Genomic DNA, 14,480 nt, shown 5'->3' with positions numbered 1-14,480 from the left:
TGAATGGAACCCATTAACCAGTTCTTGAAGAACTCGAAAAAAATAAAAGATAACAATGACAAGCTGTATGATTCCCTGATACAGCATCCGAGAATCATAGAGCTGATAGAGAACAGCGATTTTGAGATCACCCGCTCCATGATCAGGAACGATCTGCTTCAGCTGAAGCGGTATACCGAACAGTCGCTGGCCTGTGAGAAGTGCAGCTCGCTCGGTGAATGCATCAACCACCCGCAGGGCTATGTACCATCGATAGATGTCAGAGGCGGCCGGATCCATATCATCTATTCACCATGCCCGACCAAGATAAAGGATGATGCATTCCGTGAAAAGGAGAAGATGATCGAATCCTATCATGTGCCAAAAGACGTCAAGGATGCGACATTCGAAACGGTGTTCCTCGATCCGGATTCGAACAGGCAGGAGATCATCAAGCGGGCAATCGGCACAAGCAAGAAGATCATCGAAGGCATCGATACGAAGGGCCTTTATATACATGGCAGCTTCGGCATCGGCAAGTCCTATCTGCTCGGCTGCATCGCAAATGAGCTGAAGGACCAGTCGGTATCCTCCATCATCGTCTATGTGCCGGAAATCATCAGGGACCTGAAAGCAGGGTTCAAGGATGGCACGACGGATAAGAAATTCAATACCATCAAGAATGCCCAGGTGCTCATGCTGGATGACCTCGGCGCGGAGGATGTGACGCCATGGGTGAGGGATGAAATCATTACCGGCATACTGCATCACCGCATGGTGGAAGGACTGCCGACCTTCGTCAGCTCCAACTATTCCATAGAGGAATTGGAGTACCGCTACAGCAGGACGAAGGAGAACGGGGTCGAAGAGACCAAGGCCCGCCGTATGACGGAGAGGCTCCGGGCGCTGTGCGAGGAAGTGCAGCTCGAGGGCAGCAACTACAGGAACAATTGACGCTTGATTAATGGACGGCCCTGAAGTATACTCAATGTATAATTTCATTAATTAAATTCCAAGGACAATACTTTTTCGTGTTTATTCAAAGAGAGTGCATGATTGGTGTGACATGCATAATGAACCGTCTGAGTTACTCCCTTGATATATGCTGGCTAATACCCAGACGGATCGGACCGTTATTTCCGGCTGAAGGCAGGTCTCTGACCTGCAAATCAGGGTGGTACCGCGGTGAAAATCGCCCCTCTATCAACGAGGGGCGTTTTTTTTATTTTCCATATATGATCAATAATTTTGAAAGGGTGGACATGATGAGTGAGATAGAAATCAAATTCCCCGATGGGAATGCCAAAAATTTCGATGAAGGTGTAACAGCTGAGGAGATAGCACACTCGATCAGCCCGGGTCTCAGGAAGGCGGCGCTTGCCGCGAAGGTTGATGGTGACATGTATGACCTGAGGAGGCCGATCGAATCGGACAGTGAGATAGAACTGATCACGAACAAGAATGCGGAGGGGCTGGAAGTATTGCGCCACTCCACGGCCCATCTCATGGCCCAGGCACTCAAGCGTCTGTACGGCGATGTGAAATTTGGTGTCGGACCCGTCATCGAAGAGGGCTTCTATTATGACTTCGACATGGACGAAAAGATTTCCTCCGATGACTTCGACAAGATAGAGAAGGAAATGAAAAAGATCATCGACGAAAATGTCGAAATCGAACGCCGTGAGCTCTCAAGGGACGAGGCGAAGGATCTATTCAAGGATGATCCCTACAAGCTCGAGCTCATCGATGCGATTCCAGAGGACGAAACGGTGACCGTCTATTCACAGGGTGAATTCACGGACCTGTGCCGCGGGGTGCATGTCCCGTCCACTTCGAAGATCAAATCGTTCAAGCTGCTGTCCACAGCCGGTGCCTACTGGCGGGGGGACAGCGACAACAAGATGCTCCAGCGGATATACGGCACAGCCTTCTTCGACAAGAAGGATCTGAAGGCATATCTGAACCTGCTGGAGGAGCGGAAGGAACGCGACCACAGGAAGATCGGCCGGGACATGGAGCTCTTCCAGAACAATCAGCTGATCGGCGCAGGACTGCCGCTATGGCTGCCGAATGGCGCGACGATCCGTCGTGAAATCGAGCGCTACATCGTGGACAAGGAGATTGCGCTTGGCTACGACCACGTCTATACACCTGTGATGGCGAACGTGGACCTCTACAAGACGAGCGGCCACTGGGAGCACTATCAGGATGACATGTTCCCGCCGATGGACATGAACGGTGAGGAGCTGGTGCTCCGTCCGATGAACTGTCCGCACCACATGATGATCTACAAATCGAGCAAGCACTCCTACAGGGAACTGCCGATCCGCATTGCGGAACTCGGCATGATGCACCGCTACGAAGCGAGTGGTGCGGTCAGCGGCCTGCAGCGTGTAAGAGGAATGACGCTCAACGATGCCCATGTGTTCGTGAGACCGGACCAGATCAAGGAAGAGTTCAAGCGTGTGGTCCAGCTGATCATCGATGTGTATGAAGACTTCGGATTCGAGAACTATTCGTTCCGCTTGAGCTACCGCGATCCCGAGGACACCGAGAAATACTTCGATGATGACGAAATGTGGAACAAGGCGGAGTCCATGCTGAAGGAGGCGGTCGATGAAATGGCGCTCGACTATACGGAAGCGGATGGGGAAGCGGCGTTCTATGGCCCGAAACTCGACGTCCAGGTCCAGACGGCGCTCGGCAAGGAGGAGACGCTGTCCACAGTACAGCTCGACTTCCTGCTCCCTGAGAGGTTCGACCTGACCTATACGGGCAGCGACGGCGAACTCCATCGCCCTGTCGTCATCCACCGTGGTGTCGTCTCCACGATGGAACGCTTCGTCGCATTCCTTACAGAGGAGTACAAGGGTGCCTTCCCGCTCTGGCTTGCACCCCAGCAGGTGGAGATCATACCGGTCAACCTCGACCTCCACTATGATTACGCAAGAGCCCTGAAGGATGAAATGAAGAGCCATGGCATCCGTGTCAATATCGATGACAGGAATGAAAAGATGGGCTATAAGATCAGGGAGGCGCAGATGAGGAAGGTGCCTTATCAGATCGTCATCGGGGACAGGGAGATTGAAGAGAACCAGGTCAACGTCAGGAAGTATGGGGAGAAGGACCAGAACACCTTCGACCGTGATGACTTCATATGGCAGCTCGTGGATGAAATCAGGCTGAAGAAATAGACACTTGACATTCAGGGCATAAGCGTGTAATATATTAGGAGTTGATAAGAACGGACAAGAAGAAGCTCCCGCTTCTCACCCGCAAGCGCCCAGTGTGGCAGCGACCGGGTTTGTACAGTGAGAATGGAATGCAGAGGGCACGGCTCTTCTGCATGCATCTCAATGCTGGTTGGCGGGCGCATTATGTGCCCGCCCTTTTTGTTCGTCTTCAAAATTTATGGAGGTGTCAAAGATAGCAAAAGACCAAACTTTAATCAATGACAGGATTCGTGCCAAAGAAGTGCGCCTTATTGGGCAGGATGGTTCCCAGCTCGGAATCAAATCCAAAAATGAAGCACAGGAAATGGCAGACCGTGTAGAACTTGATCTTGTACTCGTTGCACCGAACGCAAAGCCGCCGGTTGCACGCATCATGGACTACGGCAAGTACAGATATGAACAGCAGCGTAAAGAGAAGGAAGCACGCAAGAAACAGAAAGTGGTCAACGTCAAGGAAATCAGACTTTCCCCGACGATCGAAGACCACGATTTCAACACCAAGTTGAAAAACGCAAAGAAATTCCTTGCGAAAGAGGACAAGGTGAAGGTTTCGATCCGATTCCGTGGCCGTGCCATCACGCACAAGGATATCGGACGCAAAGTATTGGAGCGGTTCGCAGACGAACTTTCCGAAGTTGCAACAGTTGAACAGAGACCGAAGATGGAAGGTCGTTCAATGTTCCTCGTGGTTGCCCCAATCACTGAAAACAAATAATAATCCGGAGGTTAGACCCATGCCAAAAATGAAAACTCACAAAGGTTACGCCAAACGTGTAAAGCGTACTGGAACAGGTAAATTCAAACGCAACAGCGCGTTCACTTCCCACCTGTTCGCCAATAAATCGACTAAACAGAAACGTCACCTGAGAAAAGCATCTCTAGTGGCTAAAGCTGACCAGAAGCGCATCAAAAAACTACTATCATATGTAAAATAATCGAACGATTAAGGAGGAGCACACATGGCACGTGTTAAGAATGGTTTGACGTCCCGTAAAAGACGTAAAAGAGTATTGAAGCAGGCAAAAGGATATTTCGGTGCGAAGCGCACTCTCTATAGAACAGCAAAACAGCAGGTTATCAAATCCGGTCAGTATGCATACCGTGACCGTCGTCAGACAAAACGCGAATTCCGCAAGCTTTGGATTGCGCGTATCAATGCAGCAGCCCGCCAGAATGGCATGAGCTACAGCCGCCTGATGAACGGCCTGAAAACTGCCGGTATCGACATCAACAGAAAAATGCTCTCAGAAATTGCGATTTCTGATGAAAAAGCATTCGCAGAAATTGTAAGCCAAGCTAAAAATGCTCTGGAAAAATAGAAATGAACCAAAAAGGAGCCACTCATAGAGGAGTGGCTCCTTTTTGGTTCAAATATGTCTGGAAAGTTCCTCCAGCAACGGCTCGGAGAATTCAAAATAGCATTCCTTCTGCTCCTTGTTATCATCGTCCGTCTTCTGTTCCGGAAGGATATCCAGCCGGATCAGCTTTTCCCCTTCATCAAAGAACGGGAGGGTCTGGTCGGCATATTCATCCGTAAGCCTGTTGTAGAGGCCCACCGCTTTGTCATCTTCATAAGTGCTGCTTTTCACAAGCACTTCCTGGCCGGATTCTTCAATTTTTGATACCGTAATATTCATCAAGGTAACGCCTCCTAGAGTCTTTCTAAATCTCTGTCTATAATGATGATATCAACTTATCTGAAATATGTGTATCAATATGGGTTATATTACGGAAACTGAAATAATTTATGGTAGAATGGAATCATCTTAACAAAAGACAAGGAGATTGATTATGGACAAGCAGCTTCAAATGATGAAAAGCCTTACGGATACCCATGGCATTTCCGGTTTTGAGTATGATGTGAAGAAAGTGATGCAGGAATATCTGGAGCCGGTGAGTGATGAACTCGTACAGGATAATCTGGGCGGCATCTTCGGCAAGCGCAATGCCAAAGAAGGCTCGCGCACACTGCTCATCGGTGGACACCTCGATGAGATCGGCTTCATGGTCACGAGAATCGATGATGAGGGCTTCATCCGGTTCACTCCGATCGGCGGATGGTGGAACCAGGTCATGCTTTCCCAAAGGATGAACGTAGTGACTGGATCTGGTGTGCTGACAGGTGTCATCGGCTCCAAGCCGCCTCACGTGCTCTCCCAGGAAGCACGCAAGAAACCGGTGGATATGAAGGACATGTTCATCGATATTGGTGTCGCTTCAAAAGAGGAAGCGGAAGAAGCAGGTGTTAAAGTGGGCGATATGATTACGCCGCATTGCGACTTCACCGAGATGGCCAACAAGGACTACCTCCTGGCGAAGGCATGGGACAACAGGTTTGGCTGCGGGGTCGCTATAGAAGTGCTCGAATCACTGAAGGATGAAGATGTCAACATCAACGTCGTAAGTGGGGCGACAGTGCAGGAGGAGGTCGGTCTCCGCGGTGCCAAAGTGGCGGCGAACAAAGTGAAGCCGGATCTTGCGATTGCAGTGGATGTCGGCATCTCCTGGGATACGCCGGGCATGAGCGAAAAGGATGGCACCGGCAAGATGGGAGACGGTCCGCTCGTCCTTCTGCTTGACGGTTCCAATATCGGCCATGTCGGCTTCAGAAGACATGTCGAGAAATTGGCTACGGAAAAGGGCATTCCGGTGCAGTGGTCTGCGATCACAGGCGGAGGCACCGATTCAGGCGCCTTCCATGTTTCCAATGAGGGTGTTCCCTCCATCTCGATCGGTGTTCCGCTCAGATACATGCACTCCAATGTTTCCATCCTGAACAGGAATGACTACAACAATGCAGTGCGTCTCGTCACTGAAATCGTCCGCTCGCTCGATGACAGCAAGGTGGAAGAGATCATTTGGTAGAACCGAAGCACATTGCGTCGAAGGACAACAGGCGCATAAAGGAATTGAAAAAGCTTCAACTGAAGAAATACCGCAAAAAGCAGGGCCTCTTCCTGATCGAAGGGGCGCACTTGGTCGAAGAGGCCATCAGGCATGACCAGGAAGTGCACACACTCATTGCCCTCGAAGACTACGATTACAGCCCTTACGTTACAGAAGGCATGGAAGTGATTACTGTCACTCCGGGCGTGATGAAGCTCCTGTCTTCATTGGAGACGCCACCCGGCATCATGGCTGCGGTGTCATACAGGAAGCCGCAGCCGGACGGCCGCCACGTCCTGCTGCTTGACGGCATCCAGGATCCGGGGAATCTGGGCACACTGCTGCGTACTGCAGATGCTTTTGGCTTCGATCGTGTCATCCTGTCACCGGATACGGTCGATCCCTTCAGTGACAAGGTGCTCCGAAGCGCGCAGGGCAGCACTTTCCACATTGAAATTACTGTGGCGGATGCTCTCCAGTCTGTCCGTGAATTCGACGGGAGGGTGCTTGGCACCTCCCTTGATGGGGCAGCATTCCTGGAACAGATGGAGCTCCCTGAAGGGCCGGTGATGGTCGTACTTGGCAATGAAGGACGGGGTGTGTCGGAAGAAGTGCTCTCCAATGTGGATGTAAAAATGAAGATAGATATGCCCGGTGGCAGCGAAAGCCTGAACGTGGCGATTGCCGGCGGCATCATCATGCATCATTTCAGAGCTTGATTTTTAATCACTTTGATTTATAATAATCCTATAGACGAATATCAAGCTTCAGATGAAGCCGGACATAAATGGTCCAGGAATCCGATACAGGGAGTGCAGCACATGGACTGGAATGCTGCGCACGGATGGGACCAGGGTTCACCTGGCAGATGGAGCAACGGGATAATCCCTTATCTTTCCAGAAGTGTCTGTATTTGTTATGCAGAAAATCAGGTGGTACCGCGGAAACTCCGTCCTTTGATACAAGGATGGAGTTTTTTATTTATATTGGAGGAGTGGAAACATGGATACAGCAGGAATTTTGGAAGTCAGAAAGTCGTTCGATGACGCGATATCGGACGTCGGCAATCTGAATGAACTACAGCAATTGAAAGTTGAGTACCTGGGCAAGAAGGGCAAAGTCACCGGCCTCATGAAGGAGATGAAGAACCTCTCCAACGAAGAGCGTCCGGAGTATGGTGCAAAAGTGAATGAAGTGCGTACACATATCACGGAAGCGATTGAGCGCCGGGGGGAAGTGCTGGAAGAAGCGGCGCTTGAAGAAAAGCTCCGGGAGGAGATGATCGATGTGACGCTCCCGGGACGGACATTCAGCCTGGGAAGCCCGCATCCGCTCAGCCGGACGATCGAGGACATCGAGGATTTCTTCCTTGGGCTCGGCTATGAGATAGCGGAAGGCTATGAAGTGGAGACGGACTACTATAACTTCGAGGCGCTCAACCTGCCGAAATCCCACCCTGCACGGGATATGCAGGACACATTCTACATCTCGGAGGAGACGCTGCTCCGGACACATACCTCGCCGGTACAGGCTAGAACGATGGAGTCGCGGAAAGGCCGCGGGCCGGTCAAGATCATCTGCCCGGGCAAGGTCTACAGGCGGGACAGCGATGATGCGACCCACAGCCACCAGTTCACCCAGATCGAGGGACTGGTCGTGGACAGGAACATCCGCATGAGCGATCTGAAGGGGACGCTCGAGCTCTTCGCCAAGGAAATATTCGGGGCGGAGCGCGAAATCAGGCTGCGTCCAAGCTATTTCCCATTCACTGAACCGAGTGTGGAAGTGGACATCTCCTGCTTCAAATGCAAAGGTGCAGGCTGCAACGTCTGCAAGGGCACCGGCTGGATAGAGATTCTCGGAGCTGGCATGGTTCATCCGAACGTGCTTGAAATGGCAGGTTTCGACCCGGATGAATACTCCGGTTTCGCATTCGGCATGGGACCGGACAGGATTGCGATGCTGAAGTACGGCATCGAGGATATCAGACATTTCTATACGAATGACTTAAGGTTTATCAATCAGTTCAAAGCGACAGAAGATGGTGGTGCGACAAATGAAAGTATCTAAAGAGTGGTTGAATGAATGGATCAGGATTGATGTGCCGATCGATGAATTGGCCGAGAGGATTACACGCGGGGGCATCGAGGTCGATGATGTCATCGACTACACTTCCGAGGTGAAGCATCTGGTCGTCGGTTATGTAGAGAGCGTGGAACAGCACCCGGAGGCGGACCGGCTGAAGATCTGCCAGGTCGATACGGGTGAAGAAAAGAGCCAGATCATCTGTGGGGCGCCGAACGTCAAAGCCGATTCCTACGTGGTCGTCTGCAAAGTGGGTGGACGCCTGCCGGGCGGCATCAAGATCAAGCGGGCGAAGCTCCGCGGGGAGGTTTCCGAAGGCATGATCTGTTCCCTCGAGGAACTGGGCATTCCGGAAGACTATGTGCCCCAGGAATATCAGAACGGCATCTTCATCTTCCCGGAAGAGAAGACGGTCGGGAACAGTGCACTCGAAGCACTGCTGCTCGATGATCAGGTCATGGAGTTCGACCTGACACCGAACCGCAAGGATGCACTCAGCATGGCAGGTGCGGCCTATGAGACACGGGCGCTGTTCGGCGGCGAAGTGGTTCTGCCGGAGCATGAAGTGGCTGAAAAGGGAACGGATGGAGACGGCACGCTCGAAATCAAAAATGAGGATGCCACCGCTGTACCTTACTATGGTGCACGTGTCGTCGAGAACGTGAAGATTGCGCCGGCACCGGCATGGATGCAGCTGCGTCTGATCAAGGCGGGCATCCGTCCAATCAACAACGTCGTCGACATCTCGAACTACGTGCTGCTTGAATTTGGGCAGCCCCTCCACATGTTCGACCGTGATCATATCGGATCGGACCGCATCGTGACGCGCTATGCCGAGGAAAATGAAACGATGAGGACGCTTGATGGCAAGGAAAGGCGTCTTGAGAGCCAGGATATCGTCATCACAAACGGCAGTGAACCGATTGCGCTTGCCGGTGTCATGGGAGGCGAATTCTCGGAAGTGACGGATGAAACGACGAATGTCGTGATCGAATCCGCCGTCTTCAATCCCGTCTCCATACGCAAAACGAGCAGCCGTCTGAACTTGAGGAGCGAAGCTTCCACAAGGTTTGAAAAGGGTGTTTCCCACGAATTCGTGCTCAAGGCGCTGGACCGTGCAGCCCTGCTGCTCGAGCAGTATGCAGGCGGCACCATCTCGACACCGGTCATCTTCGACGGCGCAATCGACCTTCAGGATACGACGATAGAAATTTCAGAGCAGTTCATCAATGCCCATCTCGGGATGAACCTCACGACTGAAGAGATCCAGGAAAGCCTCTCGAAACTTGGTCTGGAGGCAACAGCGAAGGGGGAAGTGCTCGAAGTATCCATCCCATCCCGGAGGGATGACCTGAAGATCAAAGAGGACATCACTGAAGAGGTGGCGCGTATCTATGGCTATGATGCCCTGCCATCGTCCCTGCCTGAGTACACGAAGATCACACCCGGCAGGCTGACGGATGAACAGAGCAAGGTGCGCATCATCCGCCACCAGCTCGAATCACTGGGACTGTCACAGTCGATCAACTATGCATTGACGAGCCACGGGAAGGCGGCCCAGTTCAGCGGATCAGGAGAAGCGCTTGAACTTCTGATGCCAATGAGTGAAGACCATGCGGTACTCAGAAAAAGCATGATTCCCCATCTGGTGGACAATGTCATCTACAACAGGAACCGCCAGCAGAAGGACGTTCAGTTCTACGAAATCGGAAAGATCTTCATTTCCAACGGCACGGCTGTGCTGCCGGATGAAGAGGAGATGCTGGCCGGCATTCTGACGGGGGACATGAACCGTACGGACTGGCTGGGTACGAAAGTCCCTGCAGATTTCTATGCTGCCAAAGGCATCGTGGAAAGCATCCTTGAGAAACTGGGTCTTGAAGACGATGTCCGGTATGAACAGACTGCAAGGTTCGATGAACTGCACCCGGGCAGGTCGGCGGATGTACTGCTGGACAACGAAATAATCGGGTTCATCGGCGAACTGCATCCGAAGTACGCCCAGCAGAACGACCTTGACCGGACAGCGGTGTTCGAAATCAATCTGGATCGGCTGCTTGCTGTCAGGCAGGGGAACATCGTCTATGAACAGCTCTCCAGGTATCCATCCATCACACGCGATATCGCACTGGTCGTCGACGAGTCCGTTGCGGCGGATACACTCGTCCGCATCATTGAGACGGCAGCACGGAAGTATCTTGTGGATGTCTTCGTCTTCGATGTCTACGAAGGTGGAAATATGGAAGCCGGCAAGAAATCCGTGGCACTGCGCCTCACCTACCTGAACAAGGAGAACACACTTACGGATGAGGAAATAGAAAAACTGCATGCACCTGTCTTGGAAGCCCTTGAAGAAAGCGGTGCGCAGATCAGATAGAAAAAGGACGATCACATCAAAATGTGATCGTCCTTTTCATGTCCGTTCGGCTTTATTTGGCGAATACAACGTCCCAGCCGTCTTTTTTGGCAAGCATGTCCCTGGCAATCTCCTTGGCACCTTCCAGGCTGTGGCTCGCCGCCCAGCCGCACTGCACTTCATTGCATGCAGGGACTTCATCGGCTTCGAGCACATCATTGAGTGTGTTTTCCACCACTTCCTGGATATGGTCGAAGTCATCATCGTTCAGCACGGCAAGGTAGAAACCGGTCTGGCAGCCCATCGGGCTCAGATCGACGACTTTGTCGTGATGGTTCCTGATGTTTTCTGCCATCAGGTGCTCGAGCGAGTGCAGTCCCGGCATCTCCATATGTTCCTTATTCGGCTGGCAGAACCTTATATCGTATTTGTAGATGACGTCCCCGTGCTCACCTTCGCTCTTTCCCGCGAGGCGGATGTAGGGCGCATCGACTTTCGTATGGTCGAGGTTGAAGCTTTCGACATTCATTTTCGGCATTTTAAAGACTCCTTTATCTGATTGATTATTCCCATAATAAATGAAAATCCATTGTTTCTCAAACGAATGGAACCTACATGGATCCTTTCTGCCTGAGCAGATCCATCACCTTCCGCCTGGACTTGAAATGCTTCTTGGTCATATTGTCGAGGTAATCCATGCCATGCCTGTCTGCAATCTTTGCTGCGAAGGCATCCGTCTTCCCGCTGGCTCCTCTCGGCACCTCGGTTTTCAGATGGCGGTTCAGGTTCTCCATCTGCTCCAGGTATTTGCTCCGGGCCAGTATGCTGGCGCAGGCAACGGCGATCGATTTGGACTCCGCTTTCGTCTCCTGGTGGATCAGTTCCGGCCTGAACGGCTCCGGGACATACTTCCTGTAGGCGTTCTCCGTCGTGAACTGGTCGATGACGATCGCCTGGACATCCTGCTGCGCTCCGCTATCGAGCTTTTCAAATACATTGCGGATGCAGTGGTCGTGGAGCACCGCCTTCAGTTTGACGATGTTCCACCCCGCGTCTATCTTTTCATTATAGGATGGGTTGTCCAGTATGACGAGGGAGTAGGGGACGATATGGGTGATGTCGCGGGCCAGTTTCCGGACCGTTCCATTGGAGAGATTTTTGGAATCCTTCACGCCAAGCTCCCTGAGGAGGGCCACTTTTTCAGCGGGGACATGGGCGGCACATACCGTCATCGGACCGAAGTAGTCTCCGACACCCGCCTCATCGCTGCCTATCGTATTCAGTTGGTCATAATTCATATTTAACCGTTCCTTTATGTTTTTTTCGTATGCATATACTTGTATAACCACTGGTGGATAAGTATAATAAATTAATGATAACATAAAGAGCTGAAACTTTTGATAGGGAGGCAATGTCAGATGGCAGAATACAGAAACCGCATTGCTGTCGAAATAAATGATCAGCAGTATACGCTGGTTGGGGAAGACGACCCGGAACACATCCGTTATGTGGCCAGGCTCGTCGATGAAAAGATCAAGGAAATCGGTATGAAGAATGCAGGGCTTGATACCACAAGGAAAGCAGTGCTTACAGCAGTGAATGTCATGGATGAATACGTAAAGCTGGCAGAAAAGCACGAGGCATTATTGAAAGAATTGGACCAGCAGGGTAATTGATGTCATGACGCTACTATTACTGATCCTGCTTCTCATAGGGATGGTCATCGGCTACCGCAGGGGCATCATTTTGCAGCTCCTTCATCTGATCGGTACGATTTCGGCCATCATCATTTCTGCCCTGAACTATGAAAAACTTGCCTCCCGCTTCGATATGGTGATGCCCTACCCATCCACTGCCGAGACGCTCACGAATCCGCTGCTGCCGGAAGTGGGCAATGCGGAATTCGCCTTCTATAAGATGGTGGCGTTCTTCATGATATTCGTAGTGGCGAAAATTGTAATACAGCTGATCGTCAGTGCGTTCGACTATCTTCAACAGGTCAACGCATTCGGCACCATCGGTGATGTCCTCGGCACAGCGCTCGGGCTGATCGAGATGATCTATATACTGGTCGTGCTCCTGATGATGACTGCTGTAGTGCCACTGGAAGGTGTACAGACGATGATGGAGAACTCGGGATTTGCACAGTTCCTGATGGACAACACTTTCATCGTTTCCGATAAGTTCATAGAATGGTTACAAACTGAGTCATAGCGATATGGCTCTTTTTTTGGAGGACAATATGACTAAAAAAGATATTATCAATCTGCTTGAGACGATAGCGACATATATGGAACTGTCTTTGGAAAATCCGTTCAAAGTCTCCGCCTACCGGAAAGCGGCCGGGGCGATTGAAAGGGATCCGAGGTCACTTTCCGAAATCGATGACTTCTCTGAAATCAAAGGCATCGGCAAAGGGGTCAACGAAGTCATCACCGAATACGTTCAGAAAGGGGAGTCCTCCGTGCTCGGGGAATTGAAGGATTCGGTCCCGGCACCGCTCATCCAGATGCTCAAGCTGCCGACGCTCGGACCGAAAAAGATTGCGAAGCTGCACAAGGAGCTCGGAATCGTCTCCCTGGAAGCGCTCAAGGCGGAATGTGAATCAGGCCGGGTGAGCGAACTGAGCGGGTTCGGCAAGAAGACGGAGGAGAACATCGCGAAGGCCATTGACGAGCTTCTCACGCGTCCCGAACGGTACCCGATCGAAAAGGTGCACCAGTTCAGAAGCATCATCGAAGCGGCATTTGAGGGCATGGAAGGCATCAGCCGGTACGATAATGCGGGCAGTGCCAGACGCTTCAAGGAAACGAGCAGGGATCTGGACTTCATTGTGGAGACGGAGGATGCAGCCGGTGTAACGGAAACGTTCATTGGTCTGCCATTTGTGAAGGAGGTTGTCGCGAGAGGGGAGCGCAAGCTTTCCGTAGTGATCGAACATGATCTGGATCAGATTGGTGTCGATATGCGTTTTGTGACGCCTGAAGCCTACGCGACGACTCTGCACCATTTCACCGGTTCGAAGGAACATAATGTCAAAATGCGTCAGATCGCCAAAGGCAGAGGGGAAAAGATCAGTGAATATGGCGTGGAGAAGGACGGTGAGGTACTCACATTCGATTCCGAAGCCGATTTCTTCGGCCATTTCAATCTGCCCTATATCCCGCCGGCAATGCGGGAGACGGGAGAAGAAACGGATATCGATGTAGCTGGCATCGTGACGATGGATGACATCCGTGGAGACCTGCATATGCATACGGTCTATAGCGACGGCGCCTATTCCATCCGCGAGATGGTGGAGGCCTGCATTGCCAAAGGCTATGAATATATGGTTATCACGGACCATTCGAAAAGCCTGCGTGTAGCAAACGGACTGGATGAGGTGCGTCTGCGCGAGCAGATTGAGGAAATAAAGGCGCTCAGACCGGAATATCCGGAAATAGACATCTATTCCGGTACCGAAATGGATATACTGAAAGATGGCACCCTGGACTTCCCGGATGATATGCTCGAGGAACTCGACTATGTCATCGCTGCCATCCATTCGAGCTTCCAGCAGACGGAGGATGAAATCATGCACCGTCTGCAGGCGGCATGCGAGAATCCCCTTGTCCGGCATATCGCCCATCCGACAGGCAGGCTGATCGGCAGGAGGGAAGGCTATGCCGTGGATATGGAGAAGCTGCTCCAGATGGCCAGCGATACCGGTACGGTGCTCGAAGTGAACGCCAATCCAAGGCGTCTCGACCTTTCATCGGAAGTGATCAGGAATTCCGGCCTGAACCTGACGGTCAATACGGATGCACACCATTCCAGCCATCTGGATTTCATGGACTATGGCGTGGCGACCCTGCAGAAGGGTCTGATAGAAAAAAATCAAGTGATCAACACACTCTCCCGGGAGAGTTTCAGAGAGTGGGTCAAAAAAGGGAAATAGAGGG

General features: G+C 51.7%; 15 protein-coding genes. 12 read left to right on the top strand and 3 right to left on the bottom strand.

Going from position 1 to position 14,480, the window contains the following annotated elements; genetic code table 11:
- The first annotated feature begins 3 nt into the window (after positions 1-3).
- From dnaI to rplT, 5 genes are all read left to right on the top strand, one after another.
- The gene (dnaI, locus tag RQP18_RS07710) at positions 4-933 is read left to right on the top strand and encodes a primosomal protein DnaI (RefSeq protein WP_342387154.1); all 930 of its coding nucleotides are present in this window, start codon (positions 4-6) and stop codon (positions 931-933) included.
- Positions 934-1,244: 311 nt separating this feature from the next.
- On the top strand, positions 1,245-3,173 hold the full coding sequence (gene thrS, locus RQP18_RS07705) for a threonine--tRNA ligase (RefSeq protein ID WP_342387153.1): 1,929 nt from the start codon (positions 1,245-1,247) through the stop codon (positions 3,171-3,173).
- Between the two features lie 223 nt (positions 3,174-3,396).
- Complete coding sequence (gene infC / locus RQP18_RS07700; protein ID WP_031544557.1) at positions 3,397-3,927, top strand: translation initiation factor IF-3; 531 nt, start codon at positions 3,397-3,399, stop codon at positions 3,925-3,927.
- Between the two features lie 19 nt (positions 3,928-3,946).
- On the top strand, positions 3,947-4,147 hold the full coding sequence (gene rpmI / locus RQP18_RS07695) for a 50S ribosomal protein L35 (RefSeq protein ID WP_031544559.1): 201 nt from the start codon (positions 3,947-3,949) through the stop codon (positions 4,145-4,147).
- 24 nt (positions 4,148-4,171) lie between these two features.
- Positions 4,172-4,531, top strand: a complete 360-nt coding sequence (rplT, locus tag RQP18_RS07690) for a 50S ribosomal protein L20 (protein ID WP_031544561.1) — start codon at positions 4,172-4,174, stop codon at positions 4,529-4,531.
- Positions 4,532-4,579: 48 nt separating this feature from the next.
- On the opposite strand, the gene RQP18_RS07685 is transcribed toward rplT, so the two are convergent.
- Positions 4,580-4,849, bottom strand: coding sequence for a hypothetical protein (locus RQP18_RS07685; protein WP_342389390.1), 270 nt, complete (start codon positions 4,847-4,849; stop codon positions 4,580-4,582).
- 154 nt (positions 4,850-5,003) lie between these two features.
- On the opposite strand from RQP18_RS07685, the gene RQP18_RS07680 reads away from it, so the two are divergent.
- From RQP18_RS07680 to pheT, 4 genes are all read left to right on the top strand, one after another.
- Positions 5,004-6,077, top strand: coding sequence for a M42 family metallopeptidase (locus tag RQP18_RS07680; RefSeq protein ID WP_342387152.1), 1,074 nt, complete (start codon positions 5,004-5,006; stop codon positions 6,075-6,077).
- On the top strand, positions 6,071-6,817 hold the full coding sequence (locus RQP18_RS07675; RefSeq protein ID WP_342387151.1) for a TrmH family RNA methyltransferase: 747 nt from the start codon (positions 6,071-6,073) through the stop codon (positions 6,815-6,817). The genes RQP18_RS07680 and RQP18_RS07675 overlap by 7 nt, the downstream gene beginning before the upstream one ends.
- Positions 6,818-7,100: 283 nt before the next feature.
- Entirely contained in the window at positions 7,101-8,168 is a 1,068-nt protein-coding gene (gene pheS / locus RQP18_RS07670) for a phenylalanine--tRNA ligase subunit alpha (protein ID WP_342387150.1), read from the top strand.
- Positions 8,155-10,560 (top strand): phenylalanine--tRNA ligase subunit beta, encoded by a 2,406-nt coding sequence (gene pheT / locus RQP18_RS07665; RefSeq protein WP_342387149.1) that lies wholly within the window; start codon positions 8,155-8,157, stop codon positions 10,558-10,560. Before pheS ends, pheT begins: the two co-directional genes overlap by 14 nt.
- 52 nt (positions 10,561-10,612) lie before the next feature.
- Here the strand turns inward: pheT and RQP18_RS07660 are convergent, their stop codons facing one another.
- Both RQP18_RS07660 and rnhC read right to left on the bottom strand, forming a co-directional pair.
- Complete coding sequence (locus RQP18_RS07660; protein WP_031544579.1) at positions 10,613-11,077, bottom strand: S-ribosylhomocysteine lyase; 465 nt, start codon at positions 11,075-11,077, stop codon at positions 10,613-10,615.
- A gap of 73 nt (positions 11,078-11,150) precedes the next feature.
- A complete protein-coding gene (gene rnhC, locus RQP18_RS07655; RefSeq protein ID WP_373445998.1) occupies positions 11,151-11,921 on the bottom strand; it encodes a ribonuclease HIII in 771 nt (256 codons plus the stop codon).
- Between the two features lie 36 nt (positions 11,922-11,957).
- Between rnhC and zapA the strand changes: the two genes are divergently transcribed.
- From zapA to polX, 3 genes are read left to right on the top strand one after another with little or no spacing between them, the layout of a single operon-like run.
- Positions 11,958-12,215: a cell division protein ZapA gene (zapA, locus tag RQP18_RS07650; RefSeq protein WP_342387147.1), complete on the top strand. Its 258-nt coding sequence runs from the start codon at positions 11,958-11,960 to the stop codon at positions 12,213-12,215.
- 4 nt (positions 12,216-12,219) lie between these two features.
- A complete protein-coding gene (locus RQP18_RS07645; RefSeq protein ID WP_342387146.1) occupies positions 12,220-12,753 on the top strand; it encodes a CvpA family protein in 534 nt (177 codons plus the stop codon).
- A gap of 28 nt (positions 12,754-12,781) precedes the next feature.
- Positions 12,782-14,476: a DNA polymerase/3'-5' exonuclease PolX gene (gene polX, locus RQP18_RS07640; protein WP_342387145.1), complete on the top strand. Its 1,695-nt coding sequence runs from the start codon at positions 12,782-12,784 to the stop codon at positions 14,474-14,476.
- Positions 14,477-14,480: the final 4 nt, after the last annotated feature.

The sequence above is a fragment of the Salinicoccus sp. Bachu38 genome (assembly GCF_038561955.2).
Taxonomy (GTDB): domain Bacteria; phylum Bacillota; class Bacilli; order Staphylococcales; family Salinicoccaceae; genus Salinicoccus; species Salinicoccus bachuensis.
This window is presented reverse-complemented; position numbering and strand designations above follow the sequence as displayed.

Coding starts and splice junctions, on each gene's coding strand:
- dnaI (WP_342387154.1), top strand. CDS start 4: ATGGAACCCATTAACCAGTTCTTGAAGAACTCGAAAAAAATAAAAGAT.
- thrS (WP_342387153.1), top strand. CDS start 1,245: ATGAGTGAGATAGAAATCAAATTCCCCGATGGGAATGCCAAAAATTTC.
- rpmI (WP_031544559.1), top strand. CDS start 3,947: ATGCCAAAAATGAAAACTCACAAAGGTTACGCCAAACGTGTAAAGCGT.
- rplT (WP_031544561.1), top strand. CDS start 4,172: ATGGCACGTGTTAAGAATGGTTTGACGTCCCGTAAAAGACGTAAAAGA.
- RQP18_RS07685 (WP_342389390.1), bottom strand. CDS start 4,849: ATGAATATTACGGTATCAAAAATTGAAGAATCCGGCCAGGAAGTGCTT.
- RQP18_RS07680 (WP_342387152.1), top strand. CDS start 5,004: ATGGACAAGCAGCTTCAAATGATGAAAAGCCTTACGGATACCCATGGC.
- pheS (WP_342387150.1), top strand. CDS start 7,101: ATGGATACAGCAGGAATTTTGGAAGTCAGAAAGTCGTTCGATGACGCG.
- pheT (WP_342387149.1), top strand. CDS start 8,155: ATGAAAGTATCTAAAGAGTGGTTGAATGAATGGATCAGGATTGATGTG.
- RQP18_RS07660 (WP_031544579.1), bottom strand. CDS start 11,077: ATGCCGAAAATGAATGTCGAAAGCTTCAACCTCGACCATACGAAAGTC.
- rnhC (WP_373445998.1), bottom strand. CDS start 11,921: ATGTTATCATTAATTTATTATACTTATCCACCAGTGGTTATACAAGTA.
- zapA (WP_342387147.1), top strand. CDS start 11,958: ATGGCAGAATACAGAAACCGCATTGCTGTCGAAATAAATGATCAGCAG.
- RQP18_RS07645 (WP_342387146.1), top strand. CDS start 12,220: ATGACGCTACTATTACTGATCCTGCTTCTCATAGGGATGGTCATCGGC.
- polX (WP_342387145.1), top strand. CDS start 12,782: ATGACTAAAAAAGATATTATCAATCTGCTTGAGACGATAGCGACATAT.